This is a genomic window from Streptomyces sp. NPDC007896, from assembly GCF_042959425.1.
GTDB lineage: Bacteria > Actinomycetota > Actinomycetes > Streptomycetales > Streptomycetaceae > Streptomyces.
This window is the reverse complement of record NZ_JBIBKX010000014.1, coordinates 310,742-337,261: the sequence shown is the minus strand read 5'-3', so window position 1 is coordinate 337,261 and position 26,520 is coordinate 310,742. Positions and strand designations below refer to the sequence as shown.

27 protein-coding genes are annotated in these 26,520 nt (G+C 70.0%); 18 read left to right on the top strand and 9 right to left on the bottom strand.

Features of this window, described 5'->3' with window-relative positions:
- The 6 genes from ACFZDJ_RS38150 to ACFZDJ_RS38125 are packed head-to-tail and all read left to right on the top strand — an operon-like array spanning nucleotide 1 to nucleotide 6,136.
- Entirely contained in the window at nucleotides 1-1,278 is a 1,278-nt protein-coding gene (locus ACFZDJ_RS38150; RefSeq protein ID WP_390933734.1) for an acyl-CoA dehydrogenase family protein, read from the top strand.
- Nucleotides 1,275-2,291: a phosphotransferase gene (locus ACFZDJ_RS38145; protein WP_390933735.1), complete on the top strand. Its 1,017-nt coding sequence runs from the start codon at nucleotides 1,275-1,277 to the stop codon at nucleotides 2,289-2,291. Before ACFZDJ_RS38150 ends, ACFZDJ_RS38145 begins: the two co-directional genes overlap by 4 nt.
- Nucleotides 2,288-3,229, top strand: a complete 942-nt coding sequence (locus tag ACFZDJ_RS38140) for a zinc-binding dehydrogenase (protein ID WP_391065934.1) — start codon at nucleotides 2,288-2,290, stop codon at nucleotides 3,227-3,229. The genes ACFZDJ_RS38145 and ACFZDJ_RS38140 overlap by 4 nt, the downstream gene beginning before the upstream one ends.
- Nucleotides 3,219-4,184 carry an acyl-CoA dehydrogenase family protein gene (locus ACFZDJ_RS38135; RefSeq protein ID WP_391065931.1) on the top strand — a complete coding sequence of 322 codons (966 nt, stop codon included), beginning with the start codon at nucleotides 3,219-3,221 and terminating at the stop codon, nucleotides 4,182-4,184. Before ACFZDJ_RS38140 ends, ACFZDJ_RS38135 begins: the two co-directional genes overlap by 11 nt.
- The gene (locus ACFZDJ_RS38130; protein ID WP_391065928.1) at nucleotides 4,181-5,329 is read left to right on the top strand and encodes an acyl-CoA dehydrogenase family protein; all 1,149 of its coding nucleotides are present in this window, start codon (nucleotides 4,181-4,183) and stop codon (nucleotides 5,327-5,329) included. The genes ACFZDJ_RS38135 and ACFZDJ_RS38130 overlap by 4 nt, the downstream gene beginning before the upstream one ends.
- Nucleotides 5,330-5,344: 15 nt before the next feature.
- Nucleotides 5,345-6,136 (top strand): enoyl-CoA hydratase, encoded by a 792-nt coding sequence (locus ACFZDJ_RS38125; RefSeq protein ID WP_168505398.1) that lies wholly within the window; start codon nucleotides 5,345-5,347, stop codon nucleotides 6,134-6,136.
- Nucleotides 6,137-6,222: 86 nt separating this feature from the next.
- Here the strand turns inward: ACFZDJ_RS38125 and ACFZDJ_RS38120 are convergent, their stop codons facing one another.
- The 6 genes from ACFZDJ_RS38120 to ACFZDJ_RS38095 are packed head-to-tail and all read right to left on the bottom strand — an operon-like array spanning nucleotide 6,223 to nucleotide 11,087.
- Nucleotides 6,223-7,446 (bottom strand): amidohydrolase family protein, encoded by a 1,224-nt coding sequence (locus ACFZDJ_RS38120; RefSeq protein WP_391065925.1) that lies wholly within the window; start codon nucleotides 7,444-7,446, stop codon nucleotides 6,223-6,225.
- Between the two features lie 2 nt (nucleotides 7,447-7,448).
- The gene (locus ACFZDJ_RS38115; protein ID WP_168505394.1) at nucleotides 7,449-7,769 is read right to left on the bottom strand and encodes a hypothetical protein; all 321 of its coding nucleotides are present in this window, start codon (nucleotides 7,767-7,769) and stop codon (nucleotides 7,449-7,451) included.
- Nucleotides 7,756-9,018, bottom strand: coding sequence for an SRPBCC family protein (locus tag ACFZDJ_RS38110; RefSeq protein ID WP_391065922.1), 1,263 nt, complete (start codon nucleotides 9,016-9,018; stop codon nucleotides 7,756-7,758). Before ACFZDJ_RS38110 ends, ACFZDJ_RS38115 begins: the two co-directional genes overlap by 14 nt.
- A gap of 34 nt (nucleotides 9,019-9,052) precedes the next feature.
- Complete coding sequence (locus tag ACFZDJ_RS38105; protein WP_390933741.1) at nucleotides 9,053-9,583, bottom strand: carboxymuconolactone decarboxylase family protein; 531 nt, start codon at nucleotides 9,581-9,583, stop codon at nucleotides 9,053-9,055.
- A complete protein-coding gene (locus ACFZDJ_RS38100) occupies nucleotides 9,580-10,284 on the bottom strand; it encodes a 3-oxoacyl-ACP reductase FabG (RefSeq protein WP_391065920.1) in 705 nt (234 codons plus the stop codon). Before ACFZDJ_RS38100 ends, ACFZDJ_RS38105 begins: the two co-directional genes overlap by 4 nt.
- Nucleotides 10,281-11,087: a TauD/TfdA family dioxygenase gene (locus ACFZDJ_RS38095; protein ID WP_391065917.1), complete on the bottom strand. Its 807-nt coding sequence runs from the start codon at nucleotides 11,085-11,087 to the stop codon at nucleotides 10,281-10,283. Before ACFZDJ_RS38095 ends, ACFZDJ_RS38100 begins: the two co-directional genes overlap by 4 nt.
- A 236-nt stretch (nucleotides 11,088-11,323) precedes the next feature.
- On the opposite strand from ACFZDJ_RS38095, the gene ACFZDJ_RS38090 reads away from it, so the two are divergent.
- From ACFZDJ_RS38090 to ACFZDJ_RS38040, 11 genes are all read left to right on the top strand, one after another.
- Entirely contained in the window at nucleotides 11,324-12,058 is a 735-nt protein-coding gene (locus ACFZDJ_RS38090; RefSeq protein ID WP_266589541.1) for an SDR family oxidoreductase, read from the top strand.
- On the top strand, nucleotides 12,055-13,491 hold the full coding sequence (locus ACFZDJ_RS38085; protein WP_390933745.1) for an aldehyde dehydrogenase family protein: 1,437 nt from the start codon (nucleotides 12,055-12,057) through the stop codon (nucleotides 13,489-13,491). Before ACFZDJ_RS38090 ends, ACFZDJ_RS38085 begins: the two co-directional genes overlap by 4 nt.
- Nucleotides 13,491-14,693, top strand: coding sequence for a CoA transferase (locus ACFZDJ_RS38080; RefSeq protein ID WP_391065914.1), 1,203 nt, complete (start codon nucleotides 13,491-13,493; stop codon nucleotides 14,691-14,693). Before ACFZDJ_RS38085 ends, ACFZDJ_RS38080 begins: the two co-directional genes overlap by 1 nt.
- Nucleotides 14,694-14,730: 37 nt before the next feature.
- Nucleotides 14,731-16,092, top strand: a complete 1,362-nt coding sequence (locus ACFZDJ_RS38075; RefSeq protein WP_391065911.1) for an ABC transporter substrate-binding protein — start codon at nucleotides 14,731-14,733, stop codon at nucleotides 16,090-16,092.
- 27 nt (nucleotides 16,093-16,119) lie between these two features.
- Complete coding sequence (locus tag ACFZDJ_RS38070; protein ID WP_168505377.1) at nucleotides 16,120-16,311, top strand: ferredoxin; 192 nt, start codon at nucleotides 16,120-16,122, stop codon at nucleotides 16,309-16,311.
- Between the two features lie 15 nt (nucleotides 16,312-16,326).
- Nucleotides 16,327-17,694, top strand: coding sequence for a cytochrome P450 (locus ACFZDJ_RS38065; protein WP_391065909.1), 1,368 nt, complete (start codon nucleotides 16,327-16,329; stop codon nucleotides 17,692-17,694).
- A gap of 61 nt (nucleotides 17,695-17,755) precedes the next feature.
- Complete coding sequence (locus ACFZDJ_RS38060; protein WP_391065906.1) at nucleotides 17,756-19,417, top strand: OB-fold domain-containing protein; 1,662 nt, start codon at nucleotides 17,756-17,758, stop codon at nucleotides 19,415-19,417.
- Nucleotides 19,414-20,310 (top strand): alpha/beta fold hydrolase, encoded by an 897-nt coding sequence (locus ACFZDJ_RS38055; protein WP_391065902.1) that lies wholly within the window; start codon nucleotides 19,414-19,416, stop codon nucleotides 20,308-20,310. Before ACFZDJ_RS38060 ends, ACFZDJ_RS38055 begins: the two co-directional genes overlap by 4 nt.
- A complete protein-coding gene (locus ACFZDJ_RS38050; protein WP_391065900.1) occupies nucleotides 20,307-20,894 on the top strand; it encodes a DoxX family membrane protein in 588 nt (195 codons plus the stop codon). The genes ACFZDJ_RS38055 and ACFZDJ_RS38050 overlap by 4 nt, the downstream gene beginning before the upstream one ends.
- Entirely contained in the window at nucleotides 20,894-21,712 is an 819-nt protein-coding gene (locus ACFZDJ_RS38045) for an NAD(P)-binding domain-containing protein (protein ID WP_390933752.1), read from the top strand. Before ACFZDJ_RS38050 ends, ACFZDJ_RS38045 begins: the two co-directional genes overlap by 1 nt.
- Nucleotides 21,713-21,823: 111 nt before the next feature.
- Nucleotides 21,824-22,390, top strand: coding sequence for a TetR/AcrR family transcriptional regulator (locus tag ACFZDJ_RS38040; RefSeq protein ID WP_168505367.1), 567 nt, complete (start codon nucleotides 21,824-21,826; stop codon nucleotides 22,388-22,390).
- Here the strand turns inward: ACFZDJ_RS38040 and ACFZDJ_RS38035 are convergent.
- The 3 genes from ACFZDJ_RS38035 to ACFZDJ_RS38025 all read right to left on the bottom strand — a co-directional run bounded on the left by ACFZDJ_RS38035 (nucleotide 22,344) and on the right by ACFZDJ_RS38025 (nucleotide 24,890).
- Nucleotides 22,344-23,072, bottom strand: coding sequence for an alpha/beta hydrolase fold domain-containing protein (locus tag ACFZDJ_RS38035; RefSeq protein ID WP_391065897.1), 729 nt, complete (start codon nucleotides 23,070-23,072; stop codon nucleotides 22,344-22,346). The two genes, ACFZDJ_RS38040 and ACFZDJ_RS38035, sit on opposite strands and share 47 nt — an antisense overlap.
- A complete protein-coding gene (locus ACFZDJ_RS38030) occupies nucleotides 23,062-23,781 on the bottom strand; it encodes an enoyl-CoA hydratase-related protein (protein ID WP_391065894.1) in 720 nt (239 codons plus the stop codon). The genes ACFZDJ_RS38035 and ACFZDJ_RS38030 overlap by 11 nt, the downstream gene beginning before the upstream one ends.
- A gap of 107 nt (nucleotides 23,782-23,888) precedes the next feature.
- Nucleotides 23,889-24,890, bottom strand: a complete 1,002-nt coding sequence (locus ACFZDJ_RS38025; RefSeq protein WP_391065891.1) for a 2Fe-2S iron-sulfur cluster-binding protein — start codon at nucleotides 24,888-24,890, stop codon at nucleotides 23,889-23,891.
- Between the two features lie 64 nt (nucleotides 24,891-24,954).
- Here ACFZDJ_RS38025 and ACFZDJ_RS38020 point away from each other — a divergent pair, with 64 nt between their 5' ends.
- Nucleotides 24,955-26,505, top strand: a complete 1,551-nt coding sequence (locus ACFZDJ_RS38020; RefSeq protein ID WP_391065888.1) for an AMP-binding protein — start codon at nucleotides 24,955-24,957, stop codon at nucleotides 26,503-26,505.
- Nucleotides 26,506-26,520: the final 15 nt, after the last annotated feature.

The window sequence follows — 26,520 nt, the reverse complement described above, 5'->3', positions numbered from 1 at the left end:
ATGGCATGGGACTTTTCCACCGAGCCGGAGTTCGAGAAGAAACTGGAGTGGATCAGGTGGTTCCGCGCCGAGCGCGTGGACCCGCTGGACCTGGTCCACCCGGACCGGGCCTTCCACCCCCTCGACGAGGAGACCGGCCCGATCGTCCGGGCCCTCAAGCAGCAGGTGCGCGACCAGGGCCTGTGGGCGCCCCATCTCGGCCCGGAGCTCGGTGGACGCGGCTTCGGACAGCTCAAGCTGGCCCTCATCAACGAGATCCTGGGCGAGTCCAGTTGGGCCCCCGTCATCTTCGGCACGGCCGCGCCGGACACCGGCAACGCCGAGATCATCGCCCGCTACGGCACCGAGGAGCAGAAGGAGCGCTATCTCAAGCCGCTGCTCGAAGGCGAGTGCTTCTCCTGTTTCTCCATGACCGAGCCGCAGGCCGGCGCCGACCCGAAGATGTTCACCACACGCGCCGAACGGGACGGCGACGACTGGGTCATCACGGGCCGCAAGTTCTTCTCCTCCAACGCGCGCACCTCCAAGTTCGTCATCGTGATGGCGGTGACCGACCCGGACGTCAGCGCGTACCGGGGCATGTCGATGTTCCTGGTGCCCAGCGACACCCCCGGCATCCGGATGGAGCGCCACCTCGGTCTGATGAGTGAGGCCCCGGACGAGGGCATGCACGCGCTCATCGAGTACGACGGCGTCCGCGTCCCCGGTGACGCGCTGCTCGGCGGCGAGGGCCAGGCCTTCGCCATCGCGCAGACCCGGCTCGGCGGCGGGCGGGTCCACCATGCGATGCGGGTCGTGGGCCAGTGTCAGAAGGCGCTGGACATGATGGCCGAGCGCGCCCTGTCCCGGGAGACCCAGGGCAGCAGGCTGGCCGACAAGCAGCTCGTCCAGGCCGACCTGGCCGACTCCTACGCGCAGTTGCAGCAGTTCCGGCTGTTCGTGCTGCACACGGCCTGGCAGATCGACCGGTACCAGGACTACAAGCGGGTCCGCAAGGACATCTCCGCCATCAAGTTCCTGACGCCGAAGGTGCTGCACGACATCGTGTACCGCTCCATGCACCTGCACGGCGCCCTGGGCGTGTCCAACGAGATGCCCTTCGCCGACATGTGGACCGGCGCGGCCGTCATGGCGGTCGTCGACGGGCCCTCGGAGATCCACAAGGTCACGGTGGCCAAGGACCTCCTGCGCGGCTACGAGGCCGCGTCGGGGCCCTGGCCCTCACAGCATCTGCCCGCTCGCCGGGAGTGGGCCCGCAAGCAGCTGGAGAACATGTGAACATCGAGTCGCTCGCCCGCTGGCTGGACGGTCAGGACATCGCTCCGGGGGAACCGGTCGAGGTGTCCCTCATTTCCGGGGGCACCTCCAACGACATCTTCGACATCCGGCGCGGCGAGCGGCGGATGGTGCTGCGCAAGCCCCCGGAGAAGGTCCCGCCGGGCCGCAACGAGACCATGCTGCGGGAGTTCCGGGTACTGAACGCGCTGGGCGGGACGGAGGTGCCGCACCCGGAGGCCATCGCGGTCTGCGACGACACCGACGTGATCGGCTCGTGCTTCTACCTCATGGGCCATGTGAACGGCTGGTCGCCGATGAACACCGACGGCTGGCCCGAGCCCTTCAAGAGCGACCTGTCCCTGCGCCCCGGTCTCGCCTACGAGCTGGTGGAGGGCATCGCCAAGCTCGGGAACGTCGACTGGCGGGCCCGGGGACTCGAAGGGTTCGGCCGCCCTGACGGCTTCCACGACCGCCAGGTGGACCGCTGGCAGGCGCACCTGGCGAAGTTCAGGTTCCGCGAGATACCGGGACTGGACGCGGCGGCCGCGTGGCTGCGCACGCACCGGCCCCGGCACTGGGAGCCGGGCATCATCCACGGCGACTACCAGTTCGCCAACGTGATGTTCAAGCACGGGGCGCCCGCCGAGCTCGCCGCCCTGGTCGACTTCGAGATGGCGACCGTCGGCGACCCGCTGCTCGACCTCGGCTGGGTCGTCATGGGCTGGCCGAACGCCGACGAGGACCGGGACGCGGCGGGCCGGTACGCCGACTACACGGGCATGCCGGACCGGGCCGACATCATCGAGCACTACGCCAAGGTCAGCGGCCGGGACGTCGCCGACATCGACTACTACGTGATCCTGGCCCGGTTCAAGATGGCGATCGTGCTGGAGGGCGGCTACGCCCGCCATGTGAAGGGCGACGGCGGCAACCCGAAGATGGCCTACTACGGGGACGCGGTCCTGCGGATGGCGGCCCAGGCGGCCGAACTGGCCGCGACGACACGGCTATGAGGGCGGCCCGATGCCATGCCGTCGGCGGCCCGGTGGTCGTCGAGGAGGTCCCCGACCCGGACGGTGAGGTACCCGTCGACGTGCACTACGCGGCGGTGAACTTCGCCGACGTCCTGGTGATCCGGGGCACCTACCAGGTGAAGGCGGACCTGCCGTTCACTCCGGGCAGCGAGTTCGCCGGGGTGGTCGCCGAGTCGGGGCACGGGTTCGAGAAGGGCGAGCGGGTCTTCGGGTCCGTCTTCGTCGGTGCCTTCGCCGAGCGGGTCGCCGTCCGGGCGGCCAGCCTGTACCGGATCCCCGACACGATCCCGACCCGGCGCGCGGCGGCCTTCGGGGTCTCGCACGCCACCGCGTACAACGCGCTGACGCTGATCGGCCGCCTCCAGGAGGGGGAGCGGGTGGCGGTGCTCGGCGCGGCCGGCGGGGTCGGTCTCGCGGCCGTGGAACTGGCCGCGCTGCTCGGCGCGGAGGTGGTCGCCGTGGCCTCCACCGAGGAGAAGCGGGCGGCCTGCCTCAAACAGGGCGCCCATGAAGTGCTCCCGTACGACGACCTCAAGCGGCGCCTGCGGGATGCGGGCGGCGCCGACCTCGTGATCGACCCGGTCGGCGGACCGCACTCCGAACAGGCGCTGCGGGCCATGCGCTGGGGCGGCCGGTTCGTGAACGTCGGCTTCGCCAGCGGCGAGGTGCCCCGGCTCCCGCTCAATCTGGCGATGCTCAAGGGCGTCACGATCCACGGCTTCGACTTCGGCGGCTGGGCGCGGCACGGCCGGGAGCAGCTGGCCCTCACCCGCGCCGAGCTGAACCGCATGTTCGCCGAGGGTCTGATCCACCCCCGGGTCCACGCCGTCCACCCGCTCGACGAGGTGGCGACCGCCCTGGACCTCGACCGCCGCGCCATCGGCAAGACCCTTCTGGAGGTGGGCCGTGGAGTTTGAGTTCGACGAGGACCAACGGCTGCTGCAACGGCTGGTACGGGAGACGGTCGCCAAGTCCCGCTCACAGCCACCGGACCAGCTTTGGGCGACGTATCTGGAACTGGGGTGGCTGGAGGCCCCTGCGGTGGAACTCGCCATCGTCCTGGAGGAGTTGGGGTACGCCGCCGATCCGACCCCCTTCCTGGCCACGGCCACCTGGTTCGCTCCGCTCGCCGGGCGGCTGCCGAGCGGCTCGGGAACCGGAGTGTTCGACGGCACCGGCCGGTTCGTCCTCGACGCCGACCGGGCGGACGAGATCGCCCTGCTCACCCGCGACGGCGTACGGATCGTGGCGGGCCCGGAGCTCGGCGCGGCACGCGTCGACATCTTCGACCCCACCCTCCACGCGGCCCATGTCGAGGTCCCCGACCTGGTCCCCGGGATCCCGGACCTCGCCCTGATGGGTCTGGCGATCTCCACGGTCGGCAGCTGCCGGCGCATCCTGGACCTGGCGGTGGCCCATGTGAAGGAACGCGTCCAGTTCGACGTGCCCATCGGCTCCTTCCAGGCCGTCAAGCACAAGGCGGCGGACATGTACGTCGCCATCGAACGGGCCCGGGCCCTCGCCTACTTCTCCGCGCTGACCATCGCCGAGGACGACCCACGGCGCGGCAGGGCGGCCTCGATGGCCAAGGCCGCCGCGGGGGAGTGCCAGCGGGTCGTCTTCCGTAACGGCTTCCAGCTCTTCGGAGCGATGGGCTTCACCTGGGAGAACGAACTGCAGATCCACCTCAAGAGGGCCAAGGCCGGCGATCTGCTGCTGGGGACGGCGGCCGTACACCGCAGGGCGTTGCTGGAGAAGACGCGGCAGGTTCAGGAGAAGGCGCGGCAGGAACGGGAGAGGTCCGGGCCGCAGCGACGGAGGTTCGGGCCGGATCGGGAGACGAGCGGGCAGGAAGGGGTGGTGGCGGGATGAAGCTGGAATCCGGCTCCGAAGTGGAGGAGTTCCGCGCCGAGTTCGCCGCCTTCCTCGACGCCCATCTGCCCACCCCGGACGAGGCCCACCCCACGTCGCGGTCGAGCGCCGACGTCCCCGCCTGGGCGCGCCGCTGGCAGCGCACACTGTTCGACGCGGGCTGGCTGCTGCCCGGCAAACCCCCCGAGTACGGCGGCCGGAACGCCACCCTGCCGCAGCAACTCGCCCACCTGGAGGAGCTGTCGAGGCGGCGGATCTACCACAGTTTCAACCCCCAGGGCATCGGCATCATCGCGGCCTCGATCCTCACCTTCGGGACCGAGGAGCAGAAGCAGCGGTGGGCGATTCCCCTCCTGCGCACCGAGATCACGGCGGCGCTCGGCATGAGCGAGCCGGGCGCCGGATCCGACCTCGCCGGGCTGCGCACCCGCGCGGTCCTGGACGGCGACCACTTCGTCGTCAACGGGCAGAAGGTGTGGACCTCGGGCGCGCACGACGCGGACGTCCTGCTGACGTTCGTCCGCACCGACCCGGCCGCGCCCAAGCACCAGGGCATCAGCGTGCTGCTCATCCCCACCGACACCGAGGGCGTGGTGCGCAGGCCGTTCGCGTCCATGGCCGCGCGGGACGACCTCGACTTCAACGAGGTGTTCTTCACCGACGTCCGGGTCCCGCGCGAGAACCTCGTCGGCCCCCTGAACAAGGGCTGGTCGGTGGCGCACGGCTCGCTCGGGCACGAGCGGACCATGCTGTGGCTGAGCTTCGCCGAGCGCCTCGACGACCTGATCCGGGACGCGCCCAGCGACGAGGAGTGGTACGCGACGCTCCTCATGGACGCCCAGGCGCTCAGACTGCTCGGCTACCGCCAACTGGGCGGCGACCACGACCCGGCGGAGCTGTCGGTCCTCAAGCTGCTCGGCTCCGAGGCGATCCAGGTCGCGAGCCTCAACGCACTGGAGGAACGCGGCCCGGAGGGCCTGGTCCATCCCGAAGTGACGGGCCCGCCGAACCATATGAGCATCGACAACTTCATCTCCAGCTGGTTCGAGCGGTACGCGCGCAGCTTCGCCGGGACGATCGCGGGCGGCACCTCGGAGATCCAGCGCAACATCATCGCCGAGCGCATCCTCGGCCTGCCGAGATAACCCAGGAGGACGTGGATGGACCAGATTCTGTACGAGGTCGAGGACCGGGTCGCGGTCATCAGCCTCAACCGGCCCGAGGTCGCCAACGCCCAGACCATGGGTCTCCTCGACGACCTGGACGCGGCCTGGACCCGCGCCGCGGCCGACGAGGACGTACGAGTGATCGTGCTGCGGGGCAACGGACGGCACTTCTCGGCCGGCCACGACCTGAAGGACCGTTGGCCGAGCCCCGACAAGATCACCCTTGAGTGGATCTACACCGCCGAGGCGCGCAGGTACCTGGAGTACACCCTGCGCTGGCGCAATGTGCCCAAGCCGTCGATCGCCGCGGTCCAGGGCAAGTGCATCGCGGGCGGCCTGATGCTGTGCTGGCCCTGCGATCTGATCGTGGCCGCCGAGAACGCCGAGTTCTCCGATCCCGTGGTGCACATGGGCATCGGGGGAGTGGAGTACCACGGTCACACCTGGGAGCTCGGACCGCGCAAGGCCAAGGAGATCCTCTTCACCGGACGGGCCGTCACCGCCGAGGAGGCGGAGAAGGTCGGCATGGTCAACCGTGTCGTACCGCTCGACGAACTGGACGCCGCGACCATGGAGTTGGCCGGGCAGATCGCGCGGATGCACCCCTTCGCGCTCCGCCAGGCCAAGCGGGCCGTCAACCAGACCCTGGACGTGCAGGGCTTCTACGCGGCCGTCCAGTCGGTGTTCGACATCCATGAGACCGGGCACGGGAACGCGCTGAGCGTGGGCGGCTACCCGATCCTCACGCGGCTCGAGGAGATGAAGGACCACATCAAGGCGCAGTGAACGCGGGCGGCTCGAAGATGACGTCTTGAGGGGCGGGGCGCAGCACGCGCCCCGCCCCTGAGAACAACCCCGCGGACAGACCTTGTTCAGCCGCGCTCGTGACGGAAGACCTTCCCTCCCTTCATCACGAAGCGGACGTCGGCCATCACCGAGATGTCCTCCAGCGGATTGCCGGGTACGGCGATCAGGTCCGCGAGGAGTCCCTCGGCGATCCGTCCGCGGTCCTCGGCGTCGATCAGTTCGGCCGCGTTGACCGTCGCCGCCCTGAGCACCTCCAGCGGGGACATCCCGCGCTCGACGAGGGCGACCAGTTCCTGGGCGCCGCGGCCGTGCGGGATCGCCGGCGCGTCGGTGCCGACCGCGATCTTCACGCCCGCCTTGAGGGCCCGGGCGACGACCGTCCTGGCGTGTGGGAAGATCTCGCCGGCCTTCGCCTTGAGTTCGGCCGGGGCCCTGGACAGGTCCATTCCGTCGATCAGGGCGGTCGTGGCGACGAGGAAGGTGCCGCGCTCGGCCATCAACTCGATGGTCTCGTCGTCCAGCAGGAAGCCGTGCTCGATGCAGTCGATGCCGGCCTCCACGGCCGACCGGACGGCGGCGGCACCGTGGGTGTGCGCCGCCACCTTGAGTCCGCGCCGGTGGGCCTCGTCCACGATGGCCCGCAACTCCTCGTCGGAGTAGTGCTGCGCGCCCGCGGTGCCCGTGTGGGACATGACCCCGCCCGACGCACAGACCTTGATCAGCTGGGCGCCGTACTTGATCTGGTAGCGGACGGCCTTGCGCACCTCGTCGACGCCGTTGGCGATGCCCTCCTCCAGGGAGAGGGGCATGATGCCGGGGGCGTACGCGGCGAACATCGTGGGGTCCAGATGTCCCCCGGTCGGGGTGATCGCGTGCCCCGCGGGGACGATGCGGGGGCCGTCGATCCAGCCGGCGTCGATGGCCTTGGCCAGCGCGACGTCCAGCAGATAGCCGCCGGTCTTCACGAACAGGCCGAGGTTCCTGACGGTGGTGAACCCCGAGCGCAGTGTCCGGCGTGCGTTGGCGACCCCGCGGAGCATGCGCAGCGGCGGGTCGTCCTGGACGGGGGAGAGGCCCGGGACCTCGCCCCGGCCTCCCATGAGGAGGTTGACCTCCATGTCCATCAGGCCGGGCAGCAGGGTGACGTCGCCCAGATCCAGGACGTCCCCCTCGCCGCCTTCTCCGCCGTCGCCGCTTGCGATGCGGTCGCCGTCGACGGTGACCAGGCCCGGTTCCTCGATCTGCCCCGTCTCGACGTGCAGGACGCGGGCGGCCTTGATCGTGACCATGTTCAGACCTGCGGCTCGGCGATGACGTCGAGGTAGGCGGCGCCCGAGTCGGGGACGCGGGGCTGCTTCCAGACCTCGATGGGGAACGACACCATGACGAGGGAGAACATGAGCAGCATCAGATTGCGTTCGGGCTCGGGCAGGTCGTCGAGCGGGAACTTGTCGAGGTGTGTCGTCGCGCGGTCCAGCAGGGGGAACGCCGCGTCGTAGAACGCCTGCATGTCCGCCATGCCGCTGGCGAGGCGCTTGGCGTAGCGTTCGCGTTCGCTGCCGAGGACCCAGTCGCTGTAGGGCTCGAGTTCGGCGAAGTCACTCGGCAGCATCGGCGTGCTCCTTCACGTAGTCCCTCACGACCTTGTGGAGGTGGCGCAGGAGGATCTCCTGGTCGTTGAGGGGGAAGTCGGTGACGTAGCGGCCCTTGAGCATGGTCTGGGTGGCCTCGAGGGTGTTGCCGTCCTGGAGGGCGTACTCCTTGAAGGTGACGGCGGTGAGTTCCTGGGCGAGGCGGTCGCGGGCCGTCTTCGCGGGGACGAAGTAGAGATTCGCCTCGAACAGGTGCTTGTCCACGGCTGTCGGCCAGTAGTGGTACGTCAGATACCAGCCCGGTGCCCACAGGAGCAGCATGAAGTTGGGGAACAGCACGAAGGAGTCGGTGCCCCAGGAGCGGTGGCGGGCCGGGTTGACACCGGCCGGCAGCGGGTCGAGGCCCGCGATGTCGGGCCGGTCCCAGGGGCCGAACAGGCCGCTGCGCAGCTCCCGTTCGATCGGCTTGACCATCGAGGGGTCCTTCGGCGGCGCCATGCCGCCCCAGGACGAGATCATCGAGTGGGGGCTGTGCAGCTCGTAGTGGAGCGCCTCGAAGCCGTAGCCCAGGAGCTTCTCCGCCTCCTCCTTGGTGGCCTGCTTCTGGTGCAGGACGGGCGCGTGGTAGAACTCCGCGAAGGCGTCGATGAACAGCTTCCAGTTGCTGCCGACCTCGGCCTTGTAGGTGAAGACGTCGGTCATCTCGTGGAAGGGGTAACCCTCCAGGCCCTTGGCCATGTCCCCGAGGTACTCCCGCAGGCTCTGCTGGGGGTCGAGGTTGACGAAGACGAAGCCTTCCCAGATGTCGCAGGCGACTTCCTTGAGACCGTAGTCGTCCTTGTCGAGGTCGAAGAACTCGCCCTCCTGCTGGACGAAGGTGAGCTTGCCGGTGAGGTCGTAGCGCCAGGCGTGGTACTTGCAGGTGAACTGGCGGCAGGTGCCCTTGACCTCCTCGCCCGGGAAGTCGTTCCAGACGAGCTTGTTGCCGCGGTGGCGGCAGACGTTGTGGAAGGCGCGGATCTGCTGGTCGCGGCCGCGGACGATGATCAGTGAGGTGTCGGCGGCGGCGAGTTCCTTGGTGAAGTAGTGGCCGGGCTTGGGGACCTGTTCGACGCGGCCGACGTTGAGCCAGGTCCGCTTGAAGATGGCCTCGCGCTCGGCCTCGTAGTAGGCGGGATCGATCGAGTCCTCGTAGTTCACGGGACTCGTGCCCAGTTCGGGGTACTGCTCGGTCCAGCTCCCGGCCTCAGGCTTGCTGAAGTGTGGCATGGCTGCTCCCCTTTCCGGAGTGAGAATAGCATTCTCACTCAGCGATAGTGAAGTTCTCCGCAGGTAGGCCGGGATCGAGCTCCACCTCGAAGGTGTTGAGGACCATGGCCAGCAGGCCGTACGTGCCGACGGTGAAGACCAGATCCATCAGCTGCCGGTCGTCCAGCTCGGCGGCGAGCGCCCGGTAGGTGTCGTCGGACAGGCCCGAATCCGCCTCCAGTTCGTCCACCGCCCGGGTGATCGGGGTCGGCTTGCCGGCGCGGATCGCGTCGATCTCCTCGTCCGTGACGCCGGCCTTCCGCGCGATCAGCACGTGCTGGACCCACTCGTACTGGCAGCGCCTGCGCCAGGCCACCCGCAGGATGGCCAGCTCGCGGGTGCGCGGAGACAGTGTGGAACCGCCGCCCAGCAGATACCGGTTGTAGCCGAGGAAGGCCGTGGCCAGTTCCGGGTGCTGCGCGAAGAGGCCCAGGACGTTGGACGGCGGCAGTTTGCGCCCCGGCGCGAGGGACGCCAGCGCCTCGGTGTCCCACTCGTCGTAGGGGAGCGGCGGGATACGGTTCATGTGTTGCGGCCCCCGTTCACGCCCAGGATCTGGCCCGTGATGTAGCCCGCCTCCTCCGACACGAGGAACGCGCAGGCAGCGGCGATGTCCTCCGGGCGGCCGACCCGCCGTACCGGAGTGCGCTGGATGTGCTCCTCGACCGTCCCGCCGAGCAGTTCGCGCGCTTCCGCCTTGCGCAGCATCGGGGTGTCGATGAAACCGGGCGGCACCGCGTTGACGGTCACGCCGAACGGGCCCAGTTCCAGGGCCAGCGCCTTCGTCAGGCCGTTGACCGCCGACTTGGACGCCACGTAGTGCGTCATGAACGGCTGGCCCGACTGGGCGCTGGAGGAGGAGATGTTGACGATCCGTCCCCAGCCCGCCTCCTTCATGTCCGGAAGCGCGGCCTGCACGCAGTGGAAGACCCCGTTCAGATTGACGTTGATCACCCGGTGCCAGGCCTCGAAGGTGAGGTCGGAGAAGCGCTTGAAGCCGTCCGTTCCCGCCGCGTTGACCAGGATCGTGACCGGTCCCAGCCGCTCTCTGACCGCGGCCAGCGCCGCATCCACCTGGGTCCGGTCGGCGACGTCGGTGGCCGGAACGACACTCGTGTCCGACGGATTGAGGTCGAGCGCGGCGACCTGGTAGCCGTCCTTGGCCAGCCGCTCCGCGATGGCCAGACCGATACCGGAAGCGCCGCCGGTGACGACCGCCGTCCTCATGACAGCTCCTCGTCGCCGACGACGGTGGTGCGCTGGAGTGTCCGCTCCGAGTCGGCGCTGTACGGCAGTGCCCGGTGCAGCATCCCGGTGTTGTCCCACACCACCAGGTCGCCGACCCGCCAGTCGTGGGTGTAGCGGAACCTCTCCTGGGTGGTCCACTCCAGCAGCCGGTCCAGCAGGGCCCGGCTTTCGGCGGCCGCCATGCCGACGATGTGGTCCGCCGTCGCCCCGATCACCAGGGAGCGGCGGCCGTCACGGCGCTTCCACACCAACGGCGTCTCGTGGGTGGGGACTTCGCGCCAGCCCGCGAGCACCTCGGGTCCTGGGTCGGGCGTCACCAGCCGCTGGGCCGCCTCGAAACTGTGCACCACGCGCAGGTCGTCGTACTGCTTGCGGTCCGCCTCCGGAAGGTTCTCGTACGCCGCGTAGGTACTGGCGAACTCGGTTCCGCCGCCGGTCAAGGCCACGTGCCGGGCGGTCAGCGTGGTCGTCCTGGTCGGTACGGGGTCGGTGGTGCCGTCGATGTGCCAGTGGAACGTCCCCTTGAGATACTCGGCCGTCGGGTTCCTGGCCGGGTCGAGCGAGACGGTGAAGATCTCCTTTCCCCGCACCGCGAAGACCTTGCCCAGCTTGCGGCTGAAGGCCAGTTGGCCTTCGTCGTCGAGGCGCAGCCCGCGGATGAGAAGGATGCCGCGCCACTGGAGCGCCTCCGCGCACCGGCTGATCAGTTGATCGTCGAGCAGATTGCCGACACCGGTGACCTCTACGCCCAGGCTCGGGCTGAGGGCCTTCGTTGCGATCATGAAAATCTCCCTTCCGGATGCGAGAATAGTATTCTCGCCGGTTGGTCTACCGGAAGGCCCGGGACGGCGGGCCTCTCGCCTCCCGTCGTCCGGCGAGATGAGTCTTCGATCCTGAATGATGGTCAGGTTTGGCCGGTCGTCGCCTTCTGTGATCTGGCATGACGTTCTCGTTTCCGGAATATTGATTTGCGCAGACCGAGAATGTAGTTTCCACCACATCCGAGCAAGGAGGCAGGATGCGGTTCCAGGACAAGGTTGCGATCGTCACCGGCGCGGGCCAGGGGATCGGCGAGGGCTATGCCCGGGCACTGGCGGCCGAGGGCGCACGCGTGGTGGTCGCCGAACTCAACGAGGCACAGGGCGAGCGGGTCGCCAAGGAGATCGGCGACGCGGCTCTGTTCGTCAAGGTGGACGTGGCCGACCCGGCGTCGACGGAGGCGATGGCGGCCGCCGTGATGGCGGAGTTCGGACGCATCGACCACCTGGTCAACAACGCGGCCATCTTCCACAGCATGAGGCGCGACGGCCTCACCACGGTTCCCCTCGACTACCTCAACCGCTTCCTCCAGGTGAACATGCTCGGCGCGCTGCACTGCACGCGTGCGGTCGTCCCGCACATGACCGAGGGCGGGTCGATCGTCAACCAGTCGTCCACCGCGGCCTGGATCGGCGGCGGTTACTACGGGCTGGCCAAGGCCGGGATCAACAGCCTGACCGCCTCGCTCGCCGCCGAGCTCGGCGGCAGGAACATCCGGGTCAACGGGATCGCGCCGGGCCCCACGGACACCGAGGCCACCCGGAGCATCGTGCCCAAGGAGTACCAGGAGCAGATGACGAACAGTCTGGCCATCAAGCGGATGGGCACCCCCGAAGACCTGGCACCCACCGTCCTGTTCCTGCTCTCCGACGAGGCACGCTGGCTGACCGGTCAGGTCGTCAGCGTCGACGGCGGACAGGTGGTCCGGCTGTGAAGCGCCTGCTCATCGACGGCCGGCTCGTCGCGACCGACCGGACCTTCCCCTCGCTCAATCCCGCGACCGGCGAGGTGCTCGACCAGGCCCCCGACGCCACGCCGGCCGAGGCCGAAGCCGCCGTATCGGCCGCCCGCCGCGCCTTCGACACCACGAGCTGGGCGACCGACACCGCCCAGCGCCTGCGCTGCCTCCGCCAGCTGCACCAGGCGCTGACCGACCATCAGGAAGAGCTGCGCGACCTGACGATCGCCGAGGTCGGCGCGCCCCGCATGCTCACCCACGGCCCCCAGTTGGACGAGCCGATCAAGCTGGTCTCGTACTACACCGACCTGCTGGAGAAGTACCCGCTGACCGAGGAGCTCGGCGAGACCGAGATCCGCGGACAGCGCCACCGCCGCTGGGTGGAGAAGGAGGCGGCCGGGGTCGTCGCCGCGATCATCCCGTACAACTACCCGAACCAGCTCGCGCTCGCCAAGCTGGTCCCCGCGCTCGCCGCCGGCTGCACGGTCGTCCTCAAGGGCGCCCCGGACACCCCGCTGACCACGCTGTACCTGGGCGAACTGATCGCCGAGCACACGGACATCCCGCCCGGCGTGGTCAACGTCATCGTCTCCTCCGGGGTCGAGGCCGGCGAGGTGCTCACCAAGCACCCCGACGTCGACATGATCACCTTCACCGGCTCCACCGCGACCGGCCGCCGGATCATGGAGGCCGCGAGCGCCACCGTGAAGAAGGTCTTCCTGGAACTCGGCGGCAAGTCCGCCATGATCGTGCTCGACGACGCCGACTTCCGCGCCGCCGCCATGTTCGCGGCCTTCACCATCTGCTCCCACTCGGGACAGGGCTGCGCCCTCACCTCCCGGCTGCTCGTGCCGAGGGAGCACCACGACGAGATCGTCGCCATGGTCGCGGCCGGCCTCGAACGCGTGTCGTACGGCGATCCGGCCGATCCCAAGACCTTCATGGGGCCGCTCATCAGCGAGCGCCAGCGCGACAAGGTCGACGGCATGGTCCAGCGGGCCGTCGCGGCCGGCGCCACCCTGGTCACCGGTGGCAAGCGGGTCGACCCGGGCTTCTTCTACACGCCCACCCTGCTCGCCGACGTCGACCCGGCCGGCGAGATCGCGCAGGACGAGGTCTTCGGACCGGTGCTCGCGGTCATCCCGTACGACGGCGAGGACGACGCCGTACGCATCGCCAACGACTCGATCTTCGGTCTGTCGGGCGCGGTGCACAGCGCCGACGCGCAGCGGGCCATCGCCGTGGCGCGCCGGATCCGTACCGGCACCTTCAGCATCAACGGCGGCAACTACTTCTCCCAGGAAGTCCCCTTCGGCGGCTACAAGCAGTCGGGCGTCGGCCGGGAGAGCGGGGTCGCCGGACTGGAGGAGTTCCTGGAGACCAAGTCCTTCGCGGTGGTGGTCCCGTAATGCGTCCGCTCGAAGGCATCCGCGTCCTCGAAGTCGCCATGTACGGCTTCGTCCCCTCGGCGGGAGCCGTGCTCGCCGACTGGGGCGCCGACGTCATCAAGGTCGAGCACGCCGTGACCGGCGATCCGCAGCGCGGTCTGCGGCAGACCGGCACGCTGCGCGTCGAGGGCGACCCGAACCCCAACATCGAGCACGCCAACCGGGGCAAGCGCAGCCTCGGCCTCGACATGACCCGGCCCGAGGGCAAGGAAGTCCTCCAAGACCTGGCCCGCCGCTCCGACGTGTTCCTCACCAGCTTCCTGCCCGGACACCGGCGGCGGTTCGGCATCGACGTGGACGACATCCGCGCGGTGAACCCCCGCATCATCTACGCCCGCGGCAGCGCGCTCGGGCCGCGCGGACCGGAATCCGAGAAGGGCGGGTACGACATGACCGCCTTCTGGGCCCGGGGCGGCACCGCCGCCAGCATCACCCCGCCCGGTGTCGAGGGCATGATCAGCCCCACGCCCGCCTACGGGGACACCATCTCCGGCACGAACCTCGCCGGAGGCATCGCGGCGGCACTGCTGCGGCGCGAGCGCACCGGCGAACCGTCGGTCGTGGACGTCTCCCTGCTCGGCAGCGGCGTATGGGCCAACGGCCAGGCCACCGCGGTCTCGCTGCACCTCGACAAGTCCTGGGTGGCACCGGTGCCCGGTGCCCACGGCTCGCCGATCAACCCGCTGTCCGGCATCTACGCCACGGCCGACGACCGCTACCTGGCCTTCGTCATGCTCCAGCCCGGCAAGTTCTGGGCCGACGTGTGCCGGCACATCGACCACCCGGAGCTGGCCGACGACCCCCGCTTCGCCACGGCGGAGCAACTCGCCGCCCACACCGAAGAGGCCGTCAAGATCCTGCGGACGGTGCTGGCCGGCCGCACCCTCGCCGAGTGGACCGAACGCTTCGCCACCCTCGCCGGGCCGTGGGCCCCGGTGCAGGACACCCTCCAGGTGGGCGCCGACGCGCAGATCCGGGCGAACGAGTACCTGCTCCGGGTCGGCGAGATCGATCTGGCCGCCAGCCCCGTGCAGTTCGACACCACCGCACCCGCACTCGGGCCTGCGCCCGAGTTCGCTGCCCAGACCGAGGAAATCCTCAGGGAACTGGGACTGGACTGGCCCCGCATCATCGAGCTGAAAGAAGCGGGCGCGGTCACCTGACCACCCTTTTTTCGGGGAACGAAATCAAGGAGAACCGATGAGACGCTTGCTCATCGCTGTGGCCGTCCTGGCCCTGGCCGGGTGTTCCGCCCGCTCCACCACGTCGCCGAGCGGCGACAAGCCCTCCGCTTCGGCGTCCGACTCCGCCGCGGCGGCCGACTTCGGCACGCTCAGACACGTCTGCCACTCCGGCACCGCCAAGGCCTCCACCTCCCAGGGAGTCACCAACTCCGAGATCAAGGTCGGCGTCTTCAGCGACGTCGGCTTCACCAAGAACCCGGAGTTCGTCGACGCGGCCAAGGTGTTCACCTCCTGGTGCAACGACGCGGGCGGCATCAACGGGCGCAAACTCGTTCCCGTCACCCACGACTCCAAGCTCGTCGAGGTCCGCCAGCGGATGATCGAGGCCTGTCGCTCGGACTTCGCGCTCGCCGGCGGCGGCGCCGCGCTCGACGGCATGGGCGTCAAGGACCGGCTGAACTGCCTGCTCCCCGACTTCCCCGCCCAGACCAGCCAGGCCATCGGATCGGACCTCCAGGTGACCGTCCAGGGCGCCGCGACCGGCTACTCACCCTACGGCGGCTACTTCTCCTGGCTGCTCAAGGAGGCGTACCCGGCATCGGCGAGCAGCGTCGGCGTCATCGCCGGTGACTCCCCGGTCGTCAAGGACATCACCGCACAGGACAAGGAGACGCTGACCGCGGCGGGCGGCAAGATCACCTACTCGGACCTGTATCCGGCCCAGGGCGTGTCCGACTGGACGCCGTACGCCCAGGCCATCAAGAACAAGAAGGTCAAGGGACTGGTCTTCCTCGGCGACTTCGCCAGTCTGGCCAAGCTGGAGCAGGTCCTCACCAACATCGGCTACGCACCCGACTGGATCGACGCCAACAGCAACGCCTACGGCCCCGCCTTCATCCAGCTGGCCGGTCCCGCGCTGGCGAAGCAGGCCAACTTCGCCGACCTCGGCGGCTTCTCCCCGCTGGAGGACGCCTCCGCCAACCCGGCGACCAAGATGGTCGAGGACCTCTACAAGAAGTACGCGCCCGACGCCCAGGTCACCCTGCCGGCGCTGAAGGCCTTCTCCAGCTGGCTGCTGTTCGCCACGGCCGCGGGCGACTGCGCCGAGCTCACCCGCACGTGCGTGTACGACAACGCGCGGGGGCAGACCGCGTGGACCGGCGGTGGCCTGCAGGCCCCGATGGACCTGTCGTCCCCCACCGTGCCTCCCAAGTGCTTCGACCCGGTCAAGGCCACCGCCAAGGGCTGGGTGGCCGCCGACTTCAAGCCGGACACCGGCGCCTATCGCTGCAACGTGACCCCCTACAAGTTCAAGGGCACCTACACCAAGCCCATGACCCTGGCCGATGTCGGCAAGTCGTTGGCCGACCTCAAGTAGCTACCCCCGCGGCAGGAAGGAAGCGACGTGAAGGTACGGGTAGACCCGGAGCGCTGCCAGGGTCACACGCTCTGCGCCATGCGTGCTCCGGACATCTTCGAGCTCAGCGAGATCGACGGTCACTCATCGGTGATCAAGGAAGAGGTCTCGGACGACCAGCAGGACGAGGCCGTCGAGGCCGTCAGGTCCTGCCCCGAGCGAGCGATCTCCATCTCCTGAGGGGAGAACAATCCGATGACCACGGACGACACCGTCAACGACGACCCCAAGAGGAACCCGGTGCACTTCGACCGGCACACTCCCGAGTACCGCCACGAATTCCAGGCGGTCACCCAGGAGTTGCAGTCCAAGTGCCCCATCGCCTGGTCGGAGACCTACGGCGGCCATTGGGTCGCCAGTGGCAACCGCGAGGTCTTCGAGCTGGCCCGGTCCGCCGAGTTCCTCTCCAACGACCATGACGTCAAGGGTGAGCGCCGCGGGTACCAGGGCATCACCATCCCGCCGCCGCCCCGGGCGAAGGCCGTCAGGGGCGGGTTCCTGGAGATGGATCCGCCCGAGCAGCGCTACTACCGCCAGACGCTCAACCCCTATCTGTCGCCCGCCGCCATCAGCCGCTGGATTCCGCTGATCGACGAGGTGGCGCGCGCCTGCATCGACGAGAGGATCGAGTCGGGGCGCATCGACTTCGTCGACGACCTCGCCAACGTCGTGCCGGCCGTGCTCACCCTCGCCATGATGGGCATCCCGGTCAGGAAGTGGACCATCTACAACGAGGCGGCCCACGCCTCGGTCTACACACCGCCGAACTCGCCCGACCAGGCCCGCGTCGTCGAACTGCAGAAGGCGATGGGCACGGACCTGGCCATGACCATCGCGGAGATCCGGCAGACACCGCGACCGGGCCTGGTCGACGCCCTGGTCCACGCGGAGATCAACGGCCAGACCCCGCCCGACGACGAACTCCTCGGCGTGCTCGCCCTGTTGATCGGCGGCGGCTTCGACACCACCACGGCGCTCACCGCACACGCGCTGGAGTGGCTCTCGGAGCACCCGGCCGAACGGGACCGCCTCAGCCGGGACCGCAAGGCACTGCTGGACTCCGCGACCGAGGAGTTCCTGCGCTTCTACGCCCCCGCGCCCGGGGACGGACGGACCTTCTCCGCGGACTGCGAGATCGCCGGCACCCGGTTCAAGGAGGGTGAACGGCTCTGGCTGTCCTGGGCGATGGCGAACCGGGACCCGCAGGTGTTCCCGGAACCCGACTCCATCGACATGGAACGCAAGGGCAACCGGCACAGCAGCTTCGGCCTCGGCATCCACCGCTGCATCGGCTCCAACGTGGCACGCACGGTGTTCAAGCGGATGGTCACCCAGGTCCTCGACCGGATGCCGGACTTCCGCTGCGACCCCGAGGGCGCGGAGCACTACGAAACCATCGGCGTCATCCAGGGCATGCGCCACCTTCCGGCGACCTTCACGCATGGCCCCCGGATCGGTGCCGGGCTCGACGAAACCCTGGAGACCCTCCAGAGGGTCGTCGACGAACAAAGGCTCGCCGAGCCGGTCACGGTACGCAAGGGGCAGGCGAAGATCGATCGCTGATCTTCGGCGGCCCGTCAGGAGTACGTGTGCCACCGGAGCGGTGGCACGGTGAGGAGACGATGTGGCCGGACCCACGGGACGTCCGCTGCCGGTGATCACACAGGAGAACGAGTTCTTCTGGACCTCCGGCGCGGACGGCCGGTTGCGCCTGACGGAGTGTGAGTCCTGCTCGGCCCTGCTGCATCCACCCCAGCCCGTCTGCCGTTACTGCCGGGGGCGCGAGACCGGGGTGCGGGCCGTCTCCGGGTACGCGACGCTGATCGGCTTCACCGTCAACCACCGCTTCAGCGCGCCCGCAATGCCCGCGCCCTACGTGGTGGCGCAGGTCGCCGTCGAGGAGGACACCCGGGTCCGGCTCACCACCAACCTCGTCGCATGCGACCCCGACGAGCTCGAACTGGGCATGCGCCTTGAGGTCGTCTTCGAACAGGTCGAGGACGTATGGCTCCCGCTCTTCCGCCCCGCGGCCGAGCAGGGGCCCCCGGCTCCGCTGCCCTCGGACGAGGTGGAACCCGAGCAGATGCGGCGTCACATACGCCCCATGGCCACGCCCGAGAAATTCGAGGACAAGGTCGCGATCAGCGGCATCGGGATGTCCGAGATCGGGCGCCGGCTGATGGTCCCGCCGCTGTCGCTGACCGTGCGGGCCTGCGAACGCGCCGTCGCGGACGCGGGCCTGACCCTCGACGACATCGACGGCCTGGCCACCTACCCGGGCGCGGGCGCCTTCGGCGGCTTCGCCGAGGGCGGCATCACCGCGCTGGAGGACGCCCTCGGCATCAGGCCGACCTGGTACAACGGCGGCGCCGAGACCTTCGGTCCGGGCGGCTCGCTCATCGCCGCGATGCTGGCGATCGCGGGCGGACTCGCCCGGCATGTGCTGTGCTTCCGTACGGTCTGGGAGGCCTCCTACGGCGAGCTGATCCGGCGCGGCCGGATCACCCAGGAAGCCGGTCGCAGGGTCACGGGCTGGCAGAAGCCCTTCGGGGCGGTCTCCGCGGCCCACACCCTGGCCCAGAACGCCCAGCGGCACTTCCACCGCTACGGCACCTCGCGCGAGACGCTCGGCTGGATCGCGCTCAACCAGCGAGCGAACGCCGCGCTCAACCCGACCGCGATCTACCGCGATCCGATGACCATGGACGACTACCTGTCGGCCAGGACGGTCACCACCCCCTTCGGGCTGTACGACTGCGACGTGCCCTGCGACGGATCGGTGGCCGTCATCGTGTCGGCCGTGGACGCCGCACGGGACCTGGCCAAGCCACCCGTCCTGGTGGAGGCCGTCGGCACCCAGATCATGGAGCGGCTCGCATGGGACCAGAGCTCCCTCACCCATGAACCACAGGTGCTCGGCCAGTCCGCCCACCTGTGGACGCGCACGTCACTGCGTCCCTCGGACGTCGACGTGGCCCAGCTCTACGACGGCTTCACCTTCAACTGCCTCTCCTGGATCGAGGGGCTCGGCTTGTGCGGCATCGGTGAGGCCAAGGACTTCCTCGACGGAGGCAAGAACATCGCCAGGGACGGACTGCTCCCGCTGAACACCCACGGCGGCCAGCTCTCGCACGGCCGCACCCACGGCCTGGGGCTCGTCCACGAGGCCGTCACCCAGGTGCGCGGCGAGGCCGGAGCGCGCCAAGTCGACGGCGCCCGGGTCGCCGTGACGAGCACCGGCGGTCTCACTCCGAGCGGCGTCATCCTGCTACGGGCGGACACATGACCGGCGCCTCCCGTGTCGTCGACGTCGACGGCATCCCCGTATCGGCGCTGCTCCAGGAGGCGCGCAGGCCCCGGGCCGTCGTCCTGGCGCTGCACGGCGGGGCGGCGCACTCGGGGTACTTCGACTACCCGGGCAGGCCCCACCTGTCGCTGCTGCGCACCGGTACGGCGCTCGGGTTCACCGTCCTCGCGCTGGACCGGCCGGGATACGGCAGCTCCGCCCCGCACGGAGGGGAGCTGGCCCCGGTGGAGCGGCGGGTCGATATCGCCTACGCGGCGGTGGACCGGCTGCTCGCCTCGCGTCCGCGCGGGGCCGGCGTCTTCGTGCTCGCGCACTCGATCGGCTGCGAGCTGGCGCTGCGCATGGCGGCCGACGAGCGGGGGAGCGACCTGCTGGGCGTGGAGATCGCCGGCACCGGACGCCACCACCACGACGACGCGGTGGACATCCTGGGTGTGCGGCACAACGAGTCGTGGCCGAGGCCCTCGGGCGGCAGTGTGCGGGACCTGCTGTGGAATCCCTCGCACCTCTACGAGGACGATGTCGTCGGCGGCGCCCGGTTCGCCTCGCCCTCGCCCTCCTACGAGGGAGTCGTGGCCAGGAGCTGGCCGCTGGTCCTTCCCGAACTCGCCCCGCAGGTGCGCGTCCCCGTGCACTACAGCCTCGGCGAGCACGAGCGGGTGTGGCGGTCCGGGCCCGCGGCGCTGGCCGACATCGCGTCCCTGTTCACCGCCTCGCCACGCGTCGTCGTCGACGAACAGGCGGACGGCGGCCACAACCTGAGCATCGGGCTGACGGCGATGGCGTACCACCTCAAGATCCTGTCGTTCGTCGAGGAGTGTGTGCTGGCTCGCGCGAGCGCGGCACAAGAGCGGCCCGGGAGGGCGAGTTGAGCGACGCGGACGTGGCAGCGCTGCTGCTGGTACGGGTGGTCCTGGGGATCGTGATGATCGCGCACGGACTCAACCACTGGCGGGGCGGCGGCCGGATCGAGGGCACGGCCCGCTGGTTCACCGGCCTCGGCCTGCGCAGCGGCACGCTTCAGGCGTGGATGAGCGTGGTCACCGAAGTCGGCGCGGGCGTCCTGCTGATCGCCGGGCTGCTCACCCCGCTGGCCTGCGCCGCGGTCATCTCGGTGATGCTGGTCGCGGGCGTCCTCGCGCACCGGCCCAACGGCTTCTTCGTCTTCAAGGAGGGCTACGAGTACGTCCTCGTCCTCGCGGTGGTCTCGCTGGCCCTGGCGGTACTGGGCCCCGGCCGGCTCTCCGTGGACCATGCCGGGGACATCGAGGTGACCGGCTGGGCCGGCGGCGGCATCGCCCTCGGCGTGGCCGTGGCGGCGACGGCCGGTCTGCTCGGCGTGTTCTGGCGCCCGGCACCGAAGTCGACCGAACCCGACTCGACCGAACCGAAGCCGACCGGCACGGCGGAAGCTCCCGCCGTGCCCGGGCAACCGGCCGAGCAGGAGGCCCGCTGATGCGTGTCGGATTCATAGGCCTGGGCAGCCAGGGCGCCCCCATGGCACGCCGGATCGTGGACGCGGGCTTCGAGACGACCCTGTGGGCGAGGCGTCCCGCCTCGCTCGCCGCCTTCGACGACACGCCCGCGAAGCGCGCCGTGTCCCCCGCCGAACTGGCCGCCGCCAGCGACCTCGTGTGCGTGTGTGTCGTCGACGACGCGGACGTCGAGGAGGTCGTCGCGGGGGACCGCGGGGTGCTGGCGGGCCTTCGGCAGGGAGGGGTGATCGCCGTGCACAGCACCGTCCACCCCGACACCTGCCACCGTCTCGCCGACCGGGCCCGCGCTCACGGGGTCACGCTGATCGACGCGCCGGTGAGCGGCGGCGGCCCGGCGGCGGCCGAGGGCCGTCTGCTGGTGATGGTCGGGGGCGAGTCCGGCACCGTCCGGTTCTGCCGCAAGGTGTTCGAGACATACGGCGATCCCGTGGTCCACATGGGCCCGCTGGGCTCCGGGCAGCTCACCAAACTCCTCAACAACGTGCTGTTCACGGCCAATCTCGCGACCGCGGCCGGCGCCCTCGCGCTCGGCCGGGAGTTCGACGTCGATCCCGCCGCTCTCGCCGAGGTGATGGCCCACGGCAGCGGATCGAGCTTCGCGCTGGGCCGGATCGCGGCGGCCGGCGGGACGCTCGACCGCATCGCGTCCCAGGCCGGAGCGCTGCTGCGCAAGGACGTCCGGCTGGTGGCCGATCTGGCAGGCGAGGCGAAGGTCTCGACCGGCATCGTGCTGGACGCGGCGGACGCCACCCTCGCCCTGATCGAGCACGAGCGCTGAGCCCCGACCGTACGACGCCCGGCGCCGGACGGTACGTGTTCGAGGGGTCCCCTGACGGCGACGGCAAACGTAGTGTTACGTCGGCACGGTCCGTCGCGGGAGGGGTACCGGATGAAAGAGACCCGGCGCGAGGAGATCCTCGATGCGGCCCTGCGGGTGTTCGCGGAGCGGGGCTACCGGGGGACCTCGATCGACGCGGTCGCCGAGCGGGCGGGACTGACCCGGCAGGGCGTGCTGCACTACTTCCCGAGCAAGAAGAAGCTCTTCATGGCGCTCCTGCGCTTCCGGGAGGACCTCAACCGCGAGCATCTCGTCGGCCATGACCACCAGGACGACTGGCCGGCCCTCTTCGCCGAGGTCGTCGCCTACGACCACACCTATCCCTGTCTGGCCCAGGTCCACAGCGTGATGCTGGCCGAGGGCGTCACGGGAGCCGACCCGGCGCAGCAGTACCTGCACGACCACTACGAGACCATGCAGGCGCTGATGATGGCCCGGCTCACCGAGCGGTACGGCGAGCGCCTTCCCAGCGGTCTGACCCCGCGGGCCGCGGCCCGGGCCATGCTGGCGATGCTCGACGGCATGCAGCAGCAGTGGCTGCTGGACGGCGAGCAGGACGACTACCCCGAGATCATGCGGGATGTGCTGTCCGTGCTGCTGGGGTCCACGCCCGTATGAAGTCGCCCATGGCGGTCACGGTCTCCAGGTGCGGGCTCGTCGCGTCGGGCCGGATCCGCAGGTCCACCGTGACACCGGAGTGCGCCGCGCGGGCGGCGAACCCCAGCGAGTCGTCCAGCAGGGGATCGGTGCCCGCCGCGAGCAACTGGACGGGGGGCAGCCCGTGGAGGTTGGCGTGCAGCGGGCTCAGCAGCGGATCGGTCGGCGAGGTGCCCGCGGCGTAGTGCGCGCAGCGGCGCCGCAGGTCGGAGACGTCGAAGGCCGGGTCGGCCGCCGCGTTGAGCAACAGGCTCGGGGAGTCCAGGGTCAGGTCGAGCAGCGCCGAGTCGAGCACCCCGCACAGGGGCGGCGGGGCCCCGAGGTCGCGCAGCCGCACCAGCAGGGAGGCCGCGAGCCCGGCCCCCAGCCGCTCGCCCGCGACCGCCACCGGGCCCTTGGACTCGCAGTAGTCGTACGCGGCGTGCACGTCGTCCAGCGCGTCCGGGAAGGTGCCCCCGTAGCGGGCGCAGACCACGACGGCGTCCGTCCACAGGGCGAGACGGCCGGCCAGGTCGAGCGCGGCCTCCGGGGTGCACGAGAGGTGCCGGTCGCCGTGCAGATAGAGCACGACCAGTTCGGTGCCGCCGGGCGGCCGTACGACCGGACCGACGGGGCTCGTCTCCACCTGGACCTCACTTGCCACGGGACATCACCTTCTCCGCTGCCTGCCAGTGTTCGTCGGCCACCCACAGGCGGGCGAAGGCGCGCGCCGCCTCGGTCGCGGGTACGGCGCCGCTCATGACGTGCTTGATCTCCCGCGCCGGGACGGAGGCGAGGGAGCGGGCCAGGGTGCGCCAGCCCTGGTCGAACTCGGCCCGCGGCAGCACCCGGTCGATCACCCCGAGCCGCTGGGCCTCCTCGGCGCCGAGCACGGTTCCGGAGGCGGCGAGCATCAACGCCCGCCCCCTGCCGACCAGTTCCGCGAGCCGCTCGGCGCCGCCCCACGCGGGCATGATCGCGAGGTTCACCTGGGTGAAGCCGATCCTGATGTCGTCCGCGGCCACCCGGATGTCGGCGGCCATGGCGAACTCGGCGCCGCCGCCCAGGGCATGGCCGTTCAGGGCGGCGATCACCGGGCCGGGGAAGTGCGCGAGCCGGTCGCAGATCCCGCGCATCCGCAGGGCCATGGCCGTCGCCTCGTCCTCGGTGCGGATCGCGGCCAGTTCCTTCAGGTCGCCGCCCGAGACGAACGCCCGGTCGCCCGCGCCCCTGACGACCAGGGCCAGGGCGTCCGCGGCCGCGTCGAGGGCCTTGTCCAACTGGTCCATGGTGGCCGGCGCGATGGCGTTGCGGGCGTGCGGACGGTCGATGGTGATGACCGCGAGCCCCTGGTCCAATTCAAGATCAACCATGCAGGCTTCTCCGTGGAGAGAGTGACATTCTCGCTATGTGAATATCATATTCTTGGCCAGGGTGGCAGTCCAGACCGTCGCCGCCCCCTCTCGTCGTGCGGTGCACGTCAGTCCTCGTAGACGACGGTGATGTCCGGGGTCACCGGCTCGCCCTGACAGGTCAGCACCCAGCCCTCCGTGACCTCGTCGTCGTCGAGCGCGTTGTTGACCCGCATCTTGGCCTCGCCCTCGGTGACCTGGGCGATGCAGGTGCCGCAGTTGCCCGACTCGCAGGAGAAGGGCGGCATGAGGCCGGCCCGGCGCGCGCTCTCCAGCAAGGTCTCGCCGGAGTGCCGCGGCACCGATCGCCGCCTGCCGGCGAGGACGATGCTGACCGTGCCCTCCTTCTCCGCCGCGCCTGCGTTTCCCGGGCCGCTCGGAGTCTCGTCGGCCGCCGGGGCGAAGCGCTCGGCGAAGATCTGCCCGGCGTCGACGCCGTGCACGAGCAGGGCGCGCTCCGCCAGGTCCATGAAGGGCACGGGGCCGCAGAGATAGAAGTCCGCGTCCAGGTCGACGCCGGCGAACTCGCGCACCTGACGATCCGTGATGAAACCGCCCTGGTCGTCGAGATGATGGCTGATCTCGAACCGGTCCGGGTGCCGCTCGGCCAGTTCGGTCAACGCGGACCCGAAGATGATCGAGTCGGCGTCCCTGTTGGCCGACAGGACGCGGACGCGCCGGCTCGTCGTCGCCAGCGCGGTCTTGACGAGCGAGAGGACCGGCGTGATGCCGCTGCCCCCGCAGTAGGCCACCAGGGGCTCGTCGGTCTCCCGCAGGCAGAAGACCCCGGCGGGCGCCGTGGTCTCTATGACGTCGCCGGGTGCGAGATGTTCGTGCATCCAGTTCGACACCAGGCCGCCCGGCACGCGCTTCACCGTCGTCATCAACTCGTCGTCGGTCTCCGGAGAACTCGACATCGAGTAACTGCGCAGGGCGCCACAGGCCCTGACCGTCAGAAACTGCCCGGCCCGGTAGGGGAACGGGGCGTCGAGCACGTATGTGCGCGTGTCGGCTGTCTCCTGGACGATCCGCTTGATCCGGACCGGGTGGAAGCCGTGGTCTCGTACCATGTATGGAATTTAGCTTCTCTCTCTGCGAGAGTGCAATTCTCGCGCCGAGGAGGGAGCTCTCGCCATGCGAACCGCCATGCGAACGATGCCCGCCGAGCTGATCGAACGGTATGAAGCGGAAGGCTGGTGGACTCGGGAGACGATCGGGGACCTGCTGGCGTACGGCCTCGACGCCGCCCCCGATGTCGAGTTCCGGGTGCACTCGGCCGTCCGGCCCTGGGAAGGGACCTTCGCCGACGTCGAACGGACGGCCCGCAGGCTCGCCGCGGGGCTGCGTGCCCGAGGAGTCGGCCCCGGTGACGTCGTCGCCTTCCAGCTGCCCAACTGGATGGAAGCCGCGGCGGTGTTCTGGGCCTCGGCCTTCCTCGGGGCGGTCGTGGTGCCCATCGTCCACTTCTACGGGCGCAAGGAGGTCGGCTACATCCTCGACGCCGTCGCGCCGCGCGTCTTCGTCACGGCCGACCGCTTCGGCCGGATGGAGCACCAGCCGGACCTGAGCGCCGCCGTCCCCGTCGTCGGTGTCGTGGGGCGGGACTTCGACGACCTGCTCGCCGACGAGCCGCTGTCCGGTGTCATCGCGACGGACCCGGCCGCGCCCGCCCTGATCGCGTTCACCTCCGGCACCACCCGCGATCCCAAGGGCGTCGTCCACTCCCATCGGACACTGGGCTTCGAGACGCGCCAGCTCGCCGGGCTCTACCCGCCCGACCGCCGCCGTCAGCTCACCGCCGCTCCGGTCGGGCACTTCATCGGGATGGTGAACTCCTTTCTGATCCCCGTTCTCGACGGCTCACCGGTGAACCTCGCCGACGTCTGGGACCCCGGGCGGGTGCTGGAGTTGATGGAGAGCGACGGGCTCACCGTGGGCGGCGGGGCGGCGTACTTCATGACGAGCCTGCTCGACCACCCCGACTTCACCCCCCGGCACCTGGCCGCCATGAAGTACGCGGGACTCGGCGGGGCGGCGGTCCCGGTCGCGGTCACCACCCGCCTCACGGAACTCGGCATGACGGTCTTCCGCTCGTACGGCAGCACGGAACACCCCTCGATCACCGGCTCCCGGTACACCGCTCCCGAGGCGAAGCGGCTCTACACGGACGGCGACGCCCTGCCCGGCACGGAGATCCGGCTGGCCGAGGACGGCGAGATCCTCAGCCGCGGACCCGACCTGTGCCTCGGCTACACCGATCCGGCCCTGACCGAGCGCGCCTTCGACGGTGAGGGCTGGTACCGCACCGGTGACATCGGGGTGATCGACGAGGACGGCTACCTCACCATCACCGACCGCAAGGCCGACATCATCATCCGTGGCGGCGAGAACATCAGTGCCCTGGAGGTCGAGGAGGCGCTGCTCGCCCTGCCGGCCGTCGCCGAGGCCGCCGTGGTGGCCGCCCCCGACGCCCGCCTCGGCGAACACGCGGCGGCGGTCCTGCGGCTGAGGCCCGGTCACCCCGCGCCCACGCTCGACGACATGCGCGCCCACCTCGAAGAGGCGGGACTGGCCCGGCAGAAGTGGCCGGAGGAACTGCGCATCGTGCGGGAGTTCCCGCGGACGGCGAGCGGCAAGGTGCAGAAGTTCGTTCTCCGTCGGGACATTGCCGCACGAGCAAGTTGAGAATAGGATTCTCGT

Excerpts from the sequence above, each read along its gene's own strand:
- ACFZDJ_RS38045 (WP_390933752.1), top strand. The coding sequence starts at position 20,894 with ATGCGTGTCGGATTCATAGGCCTGGGCAGCCAGGGCGCCCCCATGGCA.
- ACFZDJ_RS38030 (WP_391065894.1), bottom strand. The coding sequence starts at position 23,781 with ATGGTTGATCTTGAATTGGACCAGGGGCTCGCGGTCATCACCATCGAC.
- ACFZDJ_RS38055 (WP_391065902.1), top strand. The coding sequence starts at position 19,414 with ATGACCGGCGCCTCCCGTGTCGTCGACGTCGACGGCATCCCCGTATCG.
- ACFZDJ_RS38040 (WP_168505367.1), top strand. The coding sequence starts at position 21,824 with ATGAAAGAGACCCGGCGCGAGGAGATCCTCGATGCGGCCCTGCGGGTG.
- ACFZDJ_RS38115 (WP_168505394.1), bottom strand. The coding sequence starts at position 7,769 with ATGCTGCCGAGTGACTTCGCCGAACTCGAGCCCTACAGCGACTGGGTC.
- ACFZDJ_RS38105 (WP_390933741.1), bottom strand. The coding sequence starts at position 9,583 with ATGAACCGTATCCCGCCGCTCCCCTACGACGAGTGGGACACCGAGGCG.
- ACFZDJ_RS38075 (WP_391065911.1), top strand. The coding sequence starts at position 14,731 with ATGAGACGCTTGCTCATCGCTGTGGCCGTCCTGGCCCTGGCCGGGTGT.
- ACFZDJ_RS38095 (WP_391065917.1), bottom strand. The coding sequence starts at position 11,087 with ATGATCGCAACGAAGGCCCTCAGCCCGAGCCTGGGCGTAGAGGTCACC.
- ACFZDJ_RS38100 (WP_391065920.1), bottom strand. The coding sequence starts at position 10,284 with ATGAGGACGGCGGTCGTCACCGGCGGCGCTTCCGGTATCGGTCTGGCC.
- ACFZDJ_RS38150 (WP_390933734.1), top strand. The coding sequence starts at position 1 with ATGGCATGGGACTTTTCCACCGAGCCGGAGTTCGAGAAGAAACTGGAG.
- ACFZDJ_RS38080 (WP_391065914.1), top strand. The coding sequence starts at position 13,491 with ATGCGTCCGCTCGAAGGCATCCGCGTCCTCGAAGTCGCCATGTACGGC.
- ACFZDJ_RS38090 (WP_266589541.1), top strand. The coding sequence starts at position 11,324 with ATGCGGTTCCAGGACAAGGTTGCGATCGTCACCGGCGCGGGCCAGGGG.
- ACFZDJ_RS38120 (WP_391065925.1), bottom strand. The coding sequence starts at position 7,446 with ATGGTCACGATCAAGGCCGCCCGCGTCCTGCACGTCGAGACGGGGCAG.
- ACFZDJ_RS38140 (WP_391065934.1), top strand. The coding sequence starts at position 2,288 with ATGAGGGCGGCCCGATGCCATGCCGTCGGCGGCCCGGTGGTCGTCGAG.
- ACFZDJ_RS38125 (WP_168505398.1), top strand. The coding sequence starts at position 5,345 with ATGGACCAGATTCTGTACGAGGTCGAGGACCGGGTCGCGGTCATCAGC.
- ACFZDJ_RS38020 (WP_391065888.1), top strand. The coding sequence starts at position 24,955 with ATGCGAACCGCCATGCGAACGATGCCCGCCGAGCTGATCGAACGGTAT.
- ACFZDJ_RS38025 (WP_391065891.1), bottom strand. The coding sequence starts at position 24,890 with ATGGTACGAGACCACGGCTTCCACCCGGTCCGGATCAAGCGGATCGTC.
- ACFZDJ_RS38130 (WP_391065928.1), top strand. The coding sequence starts at position 4,181 with ATGAAGCTGGAATCCGGCTCCGAAGTGGAGGAGTTCCGCGCCGAGTTC.
- ACFZDJ_RS38110 (WP_391065922.1), bottom strand. The coding sequence starts at position 9,018 with ATGCCACACTTCAGCAAGCCTGAGGCCGGGAGCTGGACCGAGCAGTAC.
- ACFZDJ_RS38065 (WP_391065909.1), top strand. The coding sequence starts at position 16,327 with ATGACCACGGACGACACCGTCAACGACGACCCCAAGAGGAACCCGGTG.